Genomic DNA, 15,239 nt, shown 5'->3' on the forward strand with positions numbered 1-15,239 from the left:
AGTTGCTAATAAATCAATGCGAAGAAGGAAATTTAAAGGAGGGAAATTATGGGTTCGTTTCGAAAAGAGGCTTCACTGAAGGAATTGTACAAGGATGCATTCCACATTGGAGCAGCAGTGAGTCCGAAGACGATTGACAGCCAGCGTTCATTGCTCGCCTATCACTTCAACAGTCTGACGGCAGAAAATGAAATGAAATTCTCCAGTGTGCATCCGCAGCAGGAACGGTATACGTTTGAGGATGCGGATGTCATCGCTTCCTTTGCCAGAGAGCAGGGCATGGCGCTGCGTGGTCATACGCTGGTCTGGCACAACCAGACTCCGGATTGGTTGTTCGAGAATGAAACTGGCGGACTGGTGGAGCGCGATGTATTGCTGGAGCGATTGAAGGCACACATTGAGACCGTTGTTGGCAGATATAAGGACGTTATCTATGCTTGGGACGTTGTAAACGAAGTTATTTCCGATGATGCGGATGATGCAAATGCATTCCTGCGCCCATCCAAATGGCTGGATATCGCCGGAGAGGATTTTATTGCCAAAGCGTTTGAATTCGCGCATGAAGCAGATCCGCAAGCGTTGTTGTTCTACAACGATTATAACGAATCTGATCCACATAAGCGGGAACGCATCTATCGGCTCGTCCGTTCATTACTCGATCAAGGCGTGCCAATTCATGGCGTTGGTCTGCAGGCGCACTGGAATCTGTATGATCCGTCCTTGGATGATATGCGCGCAGCAATTGAGCGGTATGCGCAGCTTGGACTGCAGCTTCAGCTCACCGAACTGGATGTATCGGTATTTCGCTTTGAAGACAGACGTACAGATCTCGTTCAGCCATCGCAAGAGATGCTGGAATTGCAAGCCGAGCAATACGAATCCATCTTCCGCCTGCTCCACGAATATAAGGAGCATATTAGCGCTGTGACATTCTGGGGGGCTGCCGACGACTACACCTGGCTTGACAATTTCCCTGTTCGAGGGCGAAAAAACTGGCCATTCCTGTTCGATGAGTTGCATCGTCCAAAGGAAGCGTATCAGCGTGTTGCGCGAATCATTGTACCCAAGTGACATGAAACGGATCAATATCGATTCGTTTAACCCACAGCATCTCGAAGAGATACTTGGGAGTACATATCTATTGGAAGGAGCCATTTGTATGTCTGAATTACCTAAACCGCATCAACCTATAGTTACCCATATATTTACTGCTGATCCGTCAGCGCATGTATTCGAGGATCGTATTTATATTTATCCTTCCCATGATCTGGATCACGACGGTCCGGTGAATGACAATGGAGATCAGTACAAGATGGAGGATTATCATGTACTCTCTATGGCGGACATGAATTCAGCCGTGACGGACCATGGCGAAGCTCTGCATGTGAAGGATGTCCCTTGGGCGTCCAGTCAAATGTGGGCTCCGGATGCCGCATACAGAAAAGGCACCTATTATTTGTTTTTCCCGGCTCGGGACCATGATGGCATTTTCCGCATCGGCGTGGCTACATCGTCTTCACCGACAGGGCCGTTCAAACCGGAGGAGCAATATATTCAGGGCAGCTTCAGCATTGACCCCGCTGTGTTTGTAGACGATGATGAGCAGGCTTATATGTTCTTTGGCGGGTTGTGGGGGGGACAGTTGGAGAAATGGCAGACAGGAAGCTACGTGGAACATGCGGAAGGCCCTGCTCCAGATGCTCCGGCGATCGGCCCAAAAGTTGTAAAGCTGAGTGAAGATATGCTCTCGATGGTGTCGGAGCCGCTGGAGTTATCCATCGTAGATCAGGATGGAAAGCTGCTGACCGCTGGGGATGAGGATCGCAGATATTTTGAAGGCCCTTGGATGCACAAATATAACGGGAAATATTATTTGTCCTACTCCACAGGAACAACGCACAAGCTGGTGTACGCCATTGGCGACAATCCGATGGGTCCGTTTACATTCCAAGGTACCATTTTGCCGCCAGTCATGGGCTGGACAACGCATCATTCGATTGTACAATTTCGGGAAAAGTGGTATTTGTTCTATCACGATTGTTCCCTTTCTGGCGGCGTCGATTACAAGCGCTGCGTAAAGTTTGCTGAGTTAACGTACAATCCGGATGGCACGATTCGCATGATTGATCCGTATCCAGACAAGTGAAATGGATGTGAATAGGACGGTAACCCGTATCCTTTTACCTATAACTGTAGATCCTGAAGAGCCCTAGAGTGAATACGCATTTCAGGGCAAGGATACGATTTTCAAAGAGGAAAATGCTTAAAACTCCGTGCCAAAGCACGGAGTTTTCCAATATACGGGCAGATCGAATGGGATTAACCTAGTTGCTGCGAACCATTAAACCACACGGATTTGATCGACAAGGTATCCGAAATATTAGTTGTTGGATCACCGTCCACGAGAATAAGATCTGCGCGCGCACCTTCAGTAATACGGCCGCGATCATGGAGACCAAAGCAACGAGCCGGTTTCGAAGTGGCCGACTGAAGAGCTTCCATCGGAGTGAACCCAGCCTTCACCAGCAGTTGCATTTCGTGGTGGACACTTGCCCCATGAGCAAGGCCACCGAGGTTTGGAACGGGAACCGGCGCGACATCCGTCCCTACCAGAATATCAACTCCGGCTCGGTGAAGGTCCATCACATTTTTAAAGCTGTTCTCCATATTGCCTTGTGGGAACGTATTGAAGCTTGAGTTCAAAATATCAATCCAATCAGAATTTAATTTGGAATGAACACGCGGATCATTGGCCAATTCGGATGCCGGATTTCCGATAATCGACGAATTCAACACCAAGCACGGTGTAACAAAAGCGCCTGAAGCTGCTATGGATTTCACTAACTCGGAGGTGTACTCGGGTCTGTCGATAAACAAGTGGCCCAAACCGTCGACTCCAAAATCGATGGCTTGTTGCGATGAAAGAGCCGTCAAGACGTGGGCGATAACCAGCTTACCGGACTTGTGGGCTTCTGTCACGGCTGTTTTTAGAATCTCGTCGCTTAATACAGGCAGGCCAGGTGCACCCATGACCGTTCCTTCTTCAATCATGATCTTAATATAGTCGGCCCCATTCTCGACTTGGGTATGCACATGTTTACTCGATTCTTCGACTGTTGTCACTTGCGGTATTTCATCGTGATCGTGAGCGTATGCGGCTAACATTGCTTCCCGATCTTCCTCCGATAACTTCTCTAGTTCCTTTAATACGAATTCAGGTATTTCATCTCCATCCGGCAATAATTCATCCGGATGTCCACCCGGAGCGGTGATTGCTGTGCCAGCAGAACGGACATCTGCGATGTCATTCACATTTTTCAACTGAATTTCGCGCCCTCGTTTAGTAAAATCACCGTTCATTTCGAGTTCAGTGGTAACGCCGAATTTTAGCGCATCTCGTAATCCGCCGATGGAAGTGTGGACATGTGCATCAATCAGACCAGGCATTAGAGTAGCATTTTCTCCATCGATAATTGTTGCATCCGCCGGAAGGTCTCCACCGACTGAAACAATAGACTTCCCTTTAATGACAACATGTCTAGGCGCAATGATTTGCTCCCCATCAAAGATACTTACATTTGTAATCACTGTAACTTGATCTAACGCAGCATTTTGAGTTACCTTCTCCATTTGAATTCCTCCCAAGTGTTTGTTTATCGAACAATTCGAATCATAACTGTTAGTCTCCTAACTGTCAATGAGCTAATGTTTTTTTGACAAGCCAATAGGATAGCTGTATAGTTTATTTACTTACAATTAGATTCCTAACAATTACAGGAGGGAAGATTATGAAATCCCGAAAGGAAACACCTTATCTGGATTTATTTCAGATTATCGGTCTTAAGTTAAAGAAAAGAGCGGACGAGAGTATAAAAGAGCTGGGCTTAAACGCTCAACAAGGAAAAGTAATCGATTATATTTACGAAAACCAAAATAGTCATATTATTCAAATGGATCTTGCAGATCGGTTTCATCTAAGTCGGGCCAGCATTACAAGTATGCTTCAAGCTCTAGAGCAAAAAGGGTTAATCGAGCGTAAAATCCCGGCCAATAATGAACGGCAAAAAAACATATACGTATTGCCAAAAGCGATTGAACTGATTGAAGACTTTCAAGACTCTTTCCAAAAGGTGGAGGAAGAAATCATTCAAGTCCTTACCGACGAAGAGAAGCAAGTATTAAAGAAATTGTTGATCAAAATCAATGAGACTATATAAAGAAGACACTTCCCTATGAAATGATGGCTGATTAAAAGGTTTTAGTCCCACTGAAAGTCCCTATTTAATTAGCCTAATTCCAAAAATCGCTTTAGATGACTATCTATAACGAGTGAATCCGCTTCGTTTGCACCGATTCCAAAGCAGTGTCCCCACTTGGATTCTATGGGTTGAAAAACAGCATTCGACATATGTTGAACGTCATACACACTGTCCTCCGGAGTGAAAAACAAATCACTTGATCCCGGCATAACGAGTGCAGGAGAGGAGATTTTACGTAATGCCTGTTCGAAGTTGTAGTCGTCCACGGGATTATCGCTAATGTCTCCACTTATTCCTGTACGTAACATGGCAATCAAGTCATTCGCATCAAAGGACAAAAATACTTGGTCCCAGTATTCTTCTGCATAATGTTTCAATGAGCTGTATCCCTCGGATTGATACAATCTCTCCAAATAGTATGAATTTGAAAATCCCCAAGGGGCATAAACTCTCCCCATCGCTGCGAGACCGTCAACAGGTGGTTGCTTGTAAAGTCCTCTTTCCCATTTTGAATCCGCTTGTAGTGCTGCGATCATACTCTGGAATACCAGTTGTGCTAGCGGCCTCGTTTTCGCCGTTCCGCCAAATGGTGCAATACGTTCGACCATTTCAGGATAACTTGTTCCCCATTGAAAAACTTGCATTGCTCCTAGAGACCAACCCACAACTAGCTTGATTTTGCTGATACCGAATTTTTCAGTCATGAGTTGATGTTGAGCACGTACATTGTCATACATAGAGATGATAGGGAAATTGGATTTATCAAAAGGAGCGGGAGTATTACTGGGAGAGGACGATAATCCGTTACCCAACATATTGGGCACAATGATAAAATATCGATTAGGATCTAGTGCCTTGTTCTCTCCAATTAACCATTCATTATCGGTGTGAAGACCAGCAAACCAAGTCGGATACACAATAACATTGTTTTTTGCGGCATTTAAGGTACCGTAGGTCTTATAAGCAATAAATGCTTGAGGGAGTTGCTGACCGGATTGTAGCAATAGATCTCCAACGGGATACGTTTCATAATCTTTCATTGATGGATGCTCCTTCATAACCAAATTAGTAATAACTTGATTTTCACTCTACAATACGCTTATCATCAATTCAACGAAACGTTTTTGAAGGTAACATTCAATTTTTTTGAACAAAGAAGGTGTTCGATTATGGAAATACGTCAACTAAAAACCTTTTGGACTCTGGCTTCTACACGCAGCTTTAGTCGGACTGCTGAACTATTGAGCTATGTACCATCTACCATAACCATGCAGATCAAATCCTTGGAAGAAGAGTTGGGCGTAAAATTGCTGGATCGACTAGGCAAAAATGTCATGTTAACGGATGCCGGCCAACAATTCTTGCCTTATGCTACTAAAATTTTGAACGATGTAGAAGAGGCCAAGTGTGTATCAAGTCAGCACGGGGAAACGACAGGAACGGTTACTATCGGGGCAGACGAAGTTATTTGTGCATACTTTCTTCCTGCTTTGTTCAAACGCTTCCGGGAGAACTACCCAGACGTTCGTCTTTTGTTTCGTCCCTTGTCCGGACAAGAGCTTAAAAATAGCCTAAGAGAAGGGCTTACAGATGTGATATTTGTATTGGATGAATTCGTTGCAGCCAAAGATCTTCATTCAGAATTTTTGAAAGATGAGTATTTTAAAATGGTGGTTTCTCCAGATCATATGTTAGCAACTCGCTCCTCATTGATCATTGATGATTTTCACAAACAGCATTTTTTGTTGACTGAAAAAAACTGTTCTTATCGCACTCCTTTTAACCAGTCCTTATTGAAAAAAGGAGCCGATGCATTGACAGAACTGGAGTTTCATAGTGTCGAAGCAATTAAACAATGTGCTGGGGCTGGTCTTGGGATCGCCCTGTTACCTGAGATGGCTTTGAAGGAAGAATTAAGAGAGGGTAGACTAGTTGCTTTACCGTGGGATTTATCGCATGTATCCTTTTCCGCACAGATGCTCTGGCATCGTGAGAAATGGATTTCTCCATCAATGGCTGCCTTCATCGATATCGCAAAGAGTGAGTTAGAAACGGAAGAAGTATCTGGCTCATAAGAGGGAGAACACCAAAGGCAAAGCCCGTGAAAGGATTCTAAGGAGGGTCGCGTTAACCCGAGAATAGATACGTTGAAAATGAAAAAAAGATAAAGATGGTCGCTAATTCAGCGGCTTTTTTGTTTTATTGCTACAAGTTCTTTTCCCACGCGAGGGAAGATCGCTAACTGTGGAAAATCTTTTTTTAGATACTGGTTTGCTTGGCGGGACAGAACTGAACTTTAAATCGTGTTGTTTAAAGGTCCACTCTAAGTAATTTATAGGTTTAATTCTCCGTTTTACTTAAGCCATTTATGTCGCTTTTTCGATATGCTAGCGGGACTAATCCTATGTGCTTGCGAAAAAGGGATGAGAAGTAGCTCACACTTTGAAAGCCGCAGGCAAGTGCGATTTCACTCACAGATCTTTTGGTTTCCCTCAACATCTCACAACTTTTATGAAGGCGGTATCGAGTTAGATAGTTGTTGGGAGTTTGACCCACGTATTTATTAAATAAAGTACAGCAGCGGCTTCGACAAACGGCTCCTGAGGACGCAATGTCTTCAAGAGTTATTTTTTGCTCGTAGTTTTGATGAATGAATCGAGTCATTTGCTGAATATTTGTCCATAATTGCACATCGTGGCTATCTCCCACCTTCGGTTGCAAGTGATCTCCAATACCAGCACATAAAGATAAAGCCTGAGAAGTTAAGCGGAACGGATTTGGAGCAAAGCTATTATGCATTTCAGCATAGATCGCTTGAATGGATAACAATATCTCGTGCTGCCAGGAGATCTGTTCTGCTAGTAATACAAAATCATCCATGTTTGGCCCAAACTTCTCTTCCCAGTAAGCTCGTATGAACGAACCTTCCCCGATGAGAGAGGAATGGATCACTATAACGATAAATGAACAATTACAATGACTGTGAGAAAAACCAAAATGCAAACGATGGCTATTCACAAAAATCCCATTTCCTTGCTCTAATTTAATGGTCTGTCCGTTAACAGAATACTCCATGGAGCCTTCCAGAATGTAAATGAACTCAACATCCGAATGCCAATGAGCGGCAGCTGCAAAATTATCAAATTCATTCAAGCTTCCTCTCCGGACATACAAGGGTAGGTCAGGTAGATTATAATTCAATCTTTCCGATAAATCAGAAAATACCTCTAAATTTTTCATCCAACAAAGTGCCTCCAATAAATATACGATTTTGACAAAAGTATAGCCAATATTTATGGAAAGGACAATGAATTTATCCTATCTTGATAATATGGATACCAACAGAGAGGAGTGGATGTACGTTAAAAAGAAAAAGCGCATACAGTTAACTACTCCTATGACGCGAGATTTTAATAAGGAATTAATCACGCTTGTCATTCCCATTGCATTACAAAATCTAATCTCAGCCACAGTTATATCAGCTGATGTAGTTATGTTGGGAATGATTAGCCAATCTACAATGTCGGCCGTATCGCTAGCGGGACAAATCACCTTCGCATTAACATTGTTTTACATGGGAATGGCTACGGGAGCAGGGGTTTTGACTGCACAATATTGGGGGAAGAAGGATGTACAAACCATACAGCGTATTCTCAGCACTGCCTGCTTGTTCTCATTTAGTATCTCTATTTTGTTTTTTTTAGTATCTATTTTTATCCTGAAACGTTAATGCGTTTTTTTACAAATGATAGTGAATTAATTCGATTTGGTTCAATATTTCTAAAGATGAATTCGTTTTCTTATCTTGCAATGGGCATTTCACAAATGTATCTTAGCGTGATTAGAAGTATGGAAAATGCAAAACTAAGCGCTTGGATTAGTTCACTATGTTTAATGTTAAACATTTTGTTTAATGCGTTATGCATCTTTGTCCTTTTCCCAGACAGACCTGAAATGGCAATCATGGCGGTAGCTCTTGCTACAGTTTTAGCTCGGTTTATTGAGTTGGGCTGCTGTGTTATATATTCAGTGACGAGAGGATCAATTCGTTTTCGTTTTCCCAAATGGGATGGAATTCAGCGCAATCTCCTAAAGGATTTCCTGAAATACACCATGCCTGTGCAAGGCAATTATATTGTTTGGGGAGGGGCACTAACTGCGACTGCCGCAATTATTGGACATGTAAGTGCTGATATGGTTGCAGCGAATTCTGTTGCATCCGTGGTTAAGAATTTAACCATTGTCCTGTGTGGAGGTATTGCTAGTGGGGGATCTATATTGGTTGGGAAATATCTAGGTAAAGGGGAGATCGACAAAGCAAAACAGGTGGGAAGCAGAATGAATCTTTATGCTTTACTATTTGGCATAATAGCAGGATGTACAATTATCCTGATAAAACCGCTTGTTTTCTCCGTAGTAAATCTAAATGTCATTTCTCAAAACTACTTGGATGGAATGTTATATATCAGTGCATTTTATTGTATTGCTAAATCCATTAATGCCACTAATATCTCAGGAATATTTACTGCAGGTGGTGACTCTAAATTTGGCTTTTGGTGTGATTCGATTGTAATGTGGGGTATTATTTTACCGCTTGGTTATCTCTGTGCTTTTGTCTGGCACGTATCACCCCTGGTATTATATATCGTCATTAGTTTGGATGAGATCATTAAGTTGCCATTGGCATTTTACCGTTATCGCCAATTCAAATGGCTAAATAATATTACAAGGACTTTTTCACCAGTAGGTTAAGAAATAGACGGTCAAAGAATGTAAGGTCAACTAAAATAAATAGATTAGATTAAATTCAGAGGAGACTAAGGCATGAATATTACAGAACGAATGGCAAGCCGACAACTGTTTACGGATCACGATGCGAATTATCCACAGGAAGCTTCTGATCTGGCTCGGGCGCGTCAACGAGGAAAGGCACTATGTTATGAGATCAATCGCTTACATCCCGATGATATTGAAATGCGTAAGACTCTGATGGAACAACTTTTCGGTAGTATTGGTGAAAATGTTTGGATGGAACCTCCTATTCGGATGTCGTATGGATCAAACACTACAGTAGGCAACAATGTCTATATCAACTTTAATTTAACTGTTGTCGATGACTATAAAGTCACGATTGGAAACGATGTCATGTTTGGTCCAAATGTCACGATTGCTGTAACCAGTCATCCAGTACACCCAGAAAAGCGCAAAGAAGGTGGAATGTTCGCCCTACCGGTAGTCATCGAGGATGGCGCATGGATCGGTAGCTGCGCTGTGATTGTGCCAGGAGTTACTATTGGTGCGGGTAGTGTGATCGGTGCAGGAAGCGTGGTAACCAAGGATATTCCTAGTAATGTTATCGCTGTGGGTAATCCCTGCAGGGTCCTTCGTGAAATCACCGATCATGACAGAGAGTATTACTACAAAAACATGCGTTTCGACCAAGTCGAATGGTAGTGGATAACCAAGCAAATAATCAAATCTAACGTGGGCCGACTTAGACGTTACCTGGTAAGGAGAGAATATGGAAGAATGATGCCATTCATTGTTGAAATCATTATATCTGTATGTATTTTGATTGGATTATATTGTGTAGTAGGTAGGTTATTGGAATCCCCACGAGTTGTCAGTTACGCAGAGCATTTAGAAGAACAATTTGAAAGAAATCTTAATCTTTATGAAGACAACACAAATTGAATATTAAAGTATAAGATCTATAGATATAAATTGCTTTTATCCCCTTTTCGTAGACAAGAAAAAAAAGACATCTGTTAAGATGGACTTAATCTTGTCTAGCGGAGGGGATTTTTTTATGGATAAAAAAGGAAAATTATATCCATGGTGTGGCCGAAAGGGTCGACTTGTATATGGATTGAACTAACGCATTGGATAGTTTAAGCTTATTCACACTGGTTTATCATAGATCGTATTTAAATACATTAAAGAGCCGATTCTTTTCTTATGAGGGAATTGACGTTTCATTAGCCAAAAACACGGTGACATTCAAATCACATTGAAATAGGGTGGAAACATGGATAAAGGATTTACATTAGCTAATCAACTATTAACGCTGCTTGATACGGAACAAAGATGGTTTACTTTAGCTGAAGTTGAAAAAAGTTTAGGTATCTCCGATAAAACCATACGTAAGATGGTTGAGGAAATCAGCAAGCAATTACCCCCTACGGTAACCATAGAAGTTTCTAGAGGAAAGGGAATCGTTCTTCGGCGCGATGGGCGAAGTGAGACGATGAGTGAAGTGATTTCTTCAATGTTCAGACAAACCATCTTTTATCGACTGATGAATGTTTTGTTCACGAATGTGGATCGACTGTCCGTGGAGGAGCTTGCCGGAGTCATGTTTATGAGTACCTCGTCGTTGAAGAAACTGATCGTGCAATTAAATAATAATGATCTAAAAGCGTATAAGTTACGCATTACATATTCAACCCCGATGATCAAAGGGAATGAAATGAATATCCGATATTTCTATTGGAAGTTATATTGTGATGCGTATGAGTTCACAGGATGGCCCTTTGCGAATGTCGATTTTGCATATATCAATCAGTTAATCACAAATACAGAGAATGAGAAAAATATTGTGTATTTTATCAATTCCAAACGGAGATTATCTTTTTTGTTGGCCATTGTTGTGGAAAGAGTCGCTAAAGGGAAATACGTAAAAATCGACGAAAGTGCTTACCCTTGGGAAAAGGGGATGTTTTATATGCCTGTGAAGACCCTCGCCAAGAGTCTTGGAGAGAAGCTTACCATTGATTTTCCCCATAGTGAAATTTACTTTATGCAATCCCTGGTCAGTCTCAGCCAATATCATTATTATGAAGGATCAGAAATAACGCCGATGAAAGAAGTTGAATTGCATAAGGACAAAGAAGAATATCAAATGGGTAATCTGCTTCTAAGGCTGCTAGCCAAAATATACCCTAACTTGGAGATGGAAGAACGATTTCTATTGGAGATATACGCGTTCTTTGACAAGTTATTAATCGATAATGCAATTCCTGAATGGATGATGATTTCACAAAGTAATTTAACGGCTTATGTTCAAAAGGAATGCCAACAGCTTTATCAAGAACTGCAAACCTGCATGCAAACGTGGAGTAAAGCTTATCCAGCCGTCTTGTACAATAATTTTCATTTAACCAAGCTAACCTTAATTGTTCGTTCCAATTTACGTTATAAAAGGAAAAGGGCCTTCTTGGTAATTGGAGAAGAATTTTCAATTCGGCATTACATAGCGGATTTGATCAAGAAGGAAATTGGGGATCAACTGATCATCAATACTTCCATAATGAAAGGGCTCTCCGACGAAATGATGCAGCAACATCAGATTGATTTTGTCATTAGTAATATCCCTGTTGCATTGCAGACCGTGCCTGTTGTTATTATCTCTACGATCCCGTCTAAAAGAGATCTGGACAATATTCGTAAAGAATTACTTTTATAATTTGATCAATTATTTCCCGTATCCTCCGTAAGATTTTGGTCTAGTTTGTTATGCTGAAAAATCTTATGCTCAATGTACTTTCCGAACAGATTTTCTTGAAGGCAAGCGGAAGAGATTTCGGTAAGCCTGAGTTCAACATTGAGAGTAGGAGGCAGAAATATGAGTAGGCATTTAGGCGCGAAAAAAGGAGAAATAGCGGACATCGTTTTGCTTCCAGGAGATCCTTTACGTGCAAAATTTGTAGCAGAACACTTTTTAGATGAGGCCAATTGTTATAACGAAGTAAGAGGCATGTATGGGTACACTGGATTATACAAGGGGATACGGGTATCAGTTCAGGGGACAGGGATGGGAAATCCATCGATGAGCATCTATGCAACGGAATTGATTGTCGATTATGAAGTGAAGAAATTGATTCGTATTGGTACATGTGGCGCGATGCAGAAAGAAATTAATATCCGCGATATTGTAATAGCCCAATCCGTGTCTTCAGATAGTAATATGACGGATAAGATCTTCCATGGCTGTAATTATGCACCTACAGCAGATTTCTCATTGTTAATGAAAGCGTATCAACAAGCACAAGCTAAACACGTAAATGTCTTTGTCGGCAACATCTATAACTCCGATGAATTCTACCGTGAGAGCTTAGATCGACTTCACAAGTTTATGGATTTTGGTGTATTAGGAGTTGAAATGGAAAGCACAGCCCTATATACGTTAGCCGCTAAATATGGCGTGAAAGCGCTATCTATTTTGACAGTAGGTAGTCAATTGTTAACACAGGAGCACTTAACTCATCAAGAAAGTGAACAATCATTTTATGAAATGGTCGAAATCGCTCTTAACACAGCCATTGAGAGCTAATCTACCGATAAGAGTAGTGTAGTAAGAAAAGAGAGTGAGAAAGAAATGAAGGTAGTACTGTCTGGATTGCAGTGGATGATTTTTATGATCGCAGGTGCAATTGCTGCGCCAATTGCTATCGCAGATTTATATAACCTAACACCCATGGAGGCTTCTGGACTTATCCAGAGCACACTAATTACTTTAGGAATAGCTGGATTTTTACAAGGCGTCATCGGCCATAAATTCCCTATTCATGAAGGTCCAGCAGGGTTATGGTGGAGCATTTTCACTATTTACGCAAGTTTAGTGGGGGTATTGTATTCTTCGAATATTGCTGCCCTGCAAGCTTTAAGTGGGGGAATGATCTGTAGTGGGGTTTTATTTATCCTAATCTCAGCATTAAAGCTGATGGATAAAATCGCTCGTCTATTTACGCCAACGGTCACTTTTATATATTTGCTCTTATTGATCTTTCAATTAAGCGGTTCTTTTATGAAAGGTATGATGGGGATCACGTCCAGCCACACCTTGTTAGATGTTAAAGTGTTCGTGCTGAGTGTGATTGTGATTTGCATTACCTTTGGGTTAGGGAACAGTCGCTTTGTTTTGCTGCGCCAATTTTCAGTAATAATCAGTATATCGATAGGCTGCTTATTGTTTATCATATGCGACAAGATGCCGGTGATTTCACCGGCGGATACACTATTTAAACTGCCAAAACTATTTCCTTTTGGAAGTCCAAGATTTGATAGCGGGACAGTCACAACTGCCTTTCTATTAACACTATTGTTAATAACCAATGCGCTTGCGTCTATTCGGTTAATGGAGACCGTTATGAAACAAAAGAAATTGGATCATAAGCGTTATTTGCGTGCCGGATTTACTTCTGGCGTTACCCATTTTATTGGTGGCAGTTTCGGAGCGATTGGCTCAGTGCCTATTTCGGGAGCGGCGGGATATGTTGAACAAACAGGGATGAGGGAACGGAAATCGTTTTTAATTGGATGCATCTTAGTCATCTCTGTATCCTTGTTTCCGCCAATAATGAACGTAATATCCGGTATTCCAGCGCCTATAGGCTATGCCGTTACATTCGTTATCTTTGTGAAGATGGTTGGATTATCGCTGAAGGAATTGAAGAAGGTTCTGCATGAAGAACGAACATTTGTTGTTAGCGGAGTTTCTCTTTTAGTTGGTGTGGGTTTAATGTTTATTCCTACATCCGCTACGAGCCATTTATCTCCGATTGTAATAGCCATTTTGAATAATGGGTTAATTTGCGGAAGTCTATTGGCGATTATTTTGGAACAAGGGTTAATGTGGAAAGATGCAAATCGATATGAGGATTCCAAAAAAAGTATCGATAATTTGGAGGGTTAATTATGCATTATCTAATTTCTGTTGTTGGTCTGGTTATTGTTCTATTACTAGCCTGGCTTGCGAGTAATAATAAACGGAAAATCAAATATCGTCCAATCATCATAATGATTGTTATTCAGTTAGGTTTGGGATTAATTATACTAAAAACGAGTATAGGCGAATTCTTAATTAAAGGGTTTGCCGATAGTTTTTCGAAATTACTTGGATATGCCAACGAAGGAACGAACTTTGTTTTTGGTGGGATTGCCAATGAAGGAGCTCATACCTTTTTCCTGTTTGTGTTGATGCCAATTGTTTTTATGTCAGCATTAATAGGAATCCTGCAACATTACAAAATACTGCCGTTCATTATCAAGTATATTGGTCTGGTGCTAAGTAAAGTAAATGGCATGGGGAAATTGGAATCTTATAATGCGGTTGCAGCCGCAATTGTAGGACAGAATGAAGTATTTATTTCTGTGAAAAATCAGCTTGGATTATTGCCAAAACATCGCTTGTATACATTATGTGCATCTGCAATGTCGACGGTATCGATGTCCATTGTTGGTTCATATATGACGATGCTGGAACCTAAATATGTAGTAGCTGCATTAATATTAAACCTATTTGGCGGCTTTATCATTACATCCATCATTAATCCGTATGAAGTTACAGCAGAAGAAGATATCGTTGAAGTTAAGGAAGAGGGCAAACAAACGTTTTTTGAAATGCTGGGCGAATATATTATGGATGGATTTAAAGTAGCCATCGTAGTTGGGGTAATGTTAGTTGGTTTTGTTGGAATCATTGCTTTAATTAACGGGGTCTTTAGTGGCATATTTGGAATATCATTTCAGGGAGTTCTAGGGTATGTCTTTGCACCAATTGCCTTTATGATCGGTGTGCCATGGCATGAAGCGGTTCATGCGGGGAGTATCATGGCAACGAAGCTGGTTGCGAATGAATTTGTTGCCATGCTAGACTTTGTTAAGATTCAAGACGGTTTAAGTGGCCGTACTACAGCTATTGTTTCCGTTTTTCTAATCTCATTTGCTAACTTTGGGTCCATTGGTACTATCGTGGGTGCAGTAAAAGGGCTGAATGAAAAACAGGGGAATATTGTTGCTCGCTTTGGATTGAAGCTGTTATATGGCGCAACACTTGTAAGCGTTTTATCCGCTATAATTATCGGAATTATATTTTAGTTGAATCATTTCTATTTTGAATACCATTGAACTCGAAATGGAGCTGTTCCAAAAAGACAGTTGATGTCAGAGGGACATAAAAATTATCACATTAAAAGTCGC

At 41.3% G+C, this 15,239-nt stretch carries 13 protein-coding genes and 1 pseudogene; 11 read left to right on the forward strand and 3 right to left on the reverse strand.

The features are described 5' to 3' along the window. Positions 1-48: 48 nt before the first annotated feature. On the forward strand, positions 49-1,071 hold the full coding sequence (locus A6049_RS05420; protein WP_063563659.1) for an endo-1,4-beta-xylanase: 1,023 nt from the start codon (positions 49-51) through the stop codon (positions 1,069-1,071). A gap of 88 nt (positions 1,072-1,159) precedes the next feature. After that, positions 1,160-2,146, forward strand: a complete 987-nt coding sequence (locus A6049_RS05425; RefSeq protein WP_063563660.1) for a glycoside hydrolase family 43 protein — start codon at positions 1,160-1,162, stop codon at positions 2,144-2,146. 173 nt (positions 2,147-2,319) lie between these two features. Here the strand turns inward: A6049_RS05425 and A6049_RS05430 are convergent, their stop codons facing one another. Then, positions 2,320-3,630, reverse strand: coding sequence for an amidohydrolase family protein (locus A6049_RS05430; protein WP_063563661.1), 1,311 nt, complete (start codon positions 3,628-3,630; stop codon positions 2,320-2,322). 158 nt (positions 3,631-3,788) lie between these two features. On the opposite strand from A6049_RS05430, the gene A6049_RS05435 reads away from it, so the two are divergent. Continuing rightward, the gene (locus A6049_RS05435) at positions 3,789-4,217 is read left to right on the forward strand and encodes a MarR family winged helix-turn-helix transcriptional regulator (RefSeq protein WP_063563662.1); all 429 of its coding nucleotides are present in this window, start codon (positions 3,789-3,791) and stop codon (positions 4,215-4,217) included. A gap of 68 nt (positions 4,218-4,285) precedes the next feature. On the opposite strand, the gene A6049_RS05440 is transcribed toward A6049_RS05435, so the two are convergent. Continuing rightward, on the reverse strand, positions 4,286-5,299 hold the full coding sequence (locus A6049_RS05440) for an alpha/beta fold hydrolase (protein WP_063563663.1): 1,014 nt from the start codon (positions 5,297-5,299) through the stop codon (positions 4,286-4,288). Positions 5,300-5,428: 129 nt separating this feature from the next. Between A6049_RS05440 and A6049_RS05445 the strand changes: the two genes are divergently transcribed. After that, the gene (locus A6049_RS05445; protein ID WP_063563664.1) at positions 5,429-6,334 is read left to right on the forward strand and encodes a LysR family transcriptional regulator; all 906 of its coding nucleotides are present in this window, start codon (positions 5,429-5,431) and stop codon (positions 6,332-6,334) included. Between the two features lie 265 nt (positions 6,335-6,599). Here A6049_RS05445 and A6049_RS05450 read toward each other — a convergent pair whose 3' ends face one another. Then, positions 6,600-7,499 (reverse strand): AraC family transcriptional regulator, encoded by a 900-nt coding sequence (locus tag A6049_RS05450; RefSeq protein ID WP_063563665.1) that lies wholly within the window; start codon positions 7,497-7,499, stop codon positions 6,600-6,602. Positions 7,500-7,752: 253 nt separating this feature from the next. Between A6049_RS05450 and A6049_RS33880 the strand changes: the two are divergent. The 7 genes and pseudogenes from A6049_RS33880 to A6049_RS05480 all read left to right on the forward strand — a co-directional run. After that, positions 7,753-8,117 (forward strand): annotated as a pseudogene (locus tag A6049_RS33880) (MATE family efflux transporter); the annotation flags it as partial. A 336-nt stretch (positions 8,118-8,453) separates the two neighbouring features. Next, the gene (locus A6049_RS33885) at positions 8,454-9,011 is read left to right on the forward strand and encodes an MATE family efflux transporter (protein ID WP_240321327.1); all 558 of its coding nucleotides are present in this window, start codon (positions 8,454-8,456) and stop codon (positions 9,009-9,011) included. A gap of 72 nt (positions 9,012-9,083) precedes the next feature. Then, positions 9,084-9,713 carry a DapH/DapD/GlmU-related protein gene (locus A6049_RS05460; RefSeq protein WP_063563666.1) on the forward strand — a complete coding sequence of 210 codons (630 nt, stop codon included), beginning with the start codon at positions 9,084-9,086 and terminating at the stop codon, positions 9,711-9,713. A 574-nt stretch (positions 9,714-10,287) separates the two neighbouring features. Continuing rightward, positions 10,288-11,724 carry an AcpB/EbpR/MafR family transcriptional regulator gene (locus tag A6049_RS05465; protein WP_063563667.1) on the forward strand — a complete coding sequence of 479 codons (1,437 nt, stop codon included), beginning with the start codon at positions 10,288-10,290 and terminating at the stop codon, positions 11,722-11,724. A gap of 159 nt (positions 11,725-11,883) precedes the next feature. Then, positions 11,884-12,591, forward strand: coding sequence for a purine-nucleoside phosphorylase (gene deoD, locus A6049_RS05470; protein WP_063563668.1), 708 nt, complete (start codon positions 11,884-11,886; stop codon positions 12,589-12,591). Positions 12,592-12,636: 45 nt separating this feature from the next. After that, positions 12,637-13,953, forward strand: coding sequence for a purine/pyrimidine permease (locus A6049_RS05475; RefSeq protein ID WP_063563669.1), 1,317 nt, complete (start codon positions 12,637-12,639; stop codon positions 13,951-13,953). 2 nt (positions 13,954-13,955) lie between these two features. Beyond that, entirely contained in the window at positions 13,956-15,137 is a 1,182-nt protein-coding gene (locus tag A6049_RS05480; protein ID WP_063563670.1) for a NupC/NupG family nucleoside CNT transporter, read from the forward strand. The last annotated feature ends 102 nt before the right edge of the window (positions 15,138-15,239 follow it).

This window comes from Paenibacillus sp. O199, assembly GCF_001636635.1.
Taxonomy (GTDB): domain Bacteria; phylum Bacillota; class Bacilli; order Paenibacillales; family Paenibacillaceae; genus Paenibacillus; species Paenibacillus marchantiae.

Coding starts and splice junctions, on each gene's coding strand:
- A6049_RS05445 (WP_063563664.1), top strand. CDS start 5,429: ATGGAAATACGTCAACTAAAAACCTTTTGGACTCTGGCTTCTACACGC.
- A6049_RS05480 (WP_063563670.1), top strand. CDS start 13,956: ATGCATTATCTAATTTCTGTTGTTGGTCTGGTTATTGTTCTATTACTA.
- A6049_RS05465 (WP_063563667.1), top strand. CDS start 10,288: ATGGATAAAGGATTTACATTAGCTAATCAACTATTAACGCTGCTTGAT.
- deoD (WP_063563668.1), top strand. CDS start 11,884: ATGAGTAGGCATTTAGGCGCGAAAAAAGGAGAAATAGCGGACATCGTT.
- A6049_RS05475 (WP_063563669.1), top strand. CDS start 12,637: ATGAAGGTAGTACTGTCTGGATTGCAGTGGATGATTTTTATGATCGCA.
- A6049_RS05435 (WP_063563662.1), top strand. CDS start 3,789: ATGAAATCCCGAAAGGAAACACCTTATCTGGATTTATTTCAGATTATC.
- A6049_RS05420 (WP_063563659.1), top strand. CDS start 49: ATGGGTTCGTTTCGAAAAGAGGCTTCACTGAAGGAATTGTACAAGGAT.
- A6049_RS05450 (WP_063563665.1), bottom strand. CDS start 7,499: ATGAAAAATTTAGAGGTATTTTCTGATTTATCGGAAAGATTGAATTAT.
- A6049_RS33885 (WP_240321327.1), top strand. CDS start 8,454: ATGGTTGCAGCGAATTCTGTTGCATCCGTGGTTAAGAATTTAACCATT.
- A6049_RS05460 (WP_063563666.1), top strand. CDS start 9,084: ATGAATATTACAGAACGAATGGCAAGCCGACAACTGTTTACGGATCAC.
- A6049_RS05440 (WP_063563663.1), bottom strand. CDS start 5,299: ATGAAAGATTATGAAACGTATCCCGTTGGAGATCTATTGCTACAATCC.
- A6049_RS05425 (WP_063563660.1), top strand. CDS start 1,160: ATGTCTGAATTACCTAAACCGCATCAACCTATAGTTACCCATATATTT.
- A6049_RS05430 (WP_063563661.1), bottom strand. CDS start 3,630: ATGGAGAAGGTAACTCAAAATGCTGCGTTAGATCAAGTTACAGTGATT.